Raw genomic sequence first — 326 nt, forward strand, 5'->3', positions numbered from 1 at the left:
TTATCGATCGCATCAATTGTTGTACTGGTCGTCGTGTCTTCGGCTACTGTTGCTGTATCATCAATCGCATCTGGTGCGCCTTCATCTGTAACCGTGACCGTGACCGTTGCTGTATCACAAGTGGCCGTTGGTGTATCATCATCACAGATCGTATAGGTAAACGTATCTTCTCCACTAAAACCTGGCGCTGGTACATAATCAAAAGTACCATCTCCATTATCCGTAACTGTTCCTACAGTGCCTGTTGTATCTAAACTTCCGGCTTGATAAGTCGCATTGTCCGTTAAATCATCATTCGCTAAAGCATCGATCTCTGTCGCTGTTGT

General features: G+C 45.1%; 1 protein-coding gene. It reads right to left on the reverse strand.

Annotation, left to right across the window (positions count from 1 at the left end):
- Nucleotides 1–326, reverse strand: a 326-nt coding sequence (locus tag K8Z87_RS13900) for an Ig-like domain-containing protein (RefSeq protein ID WP_227478174.1), incomplete at both ends; no start/stop codon positions are given.

This window comes from Winogradskyella immobilis (assembly GCF_021887715.1).
Classification (GTDB): Bacteria; Bacteroidota; Bacteroidia; order Flavobacteriales; family Flavobacteriaceae; genus Winogradskyella; species Winogradskyella immobilis.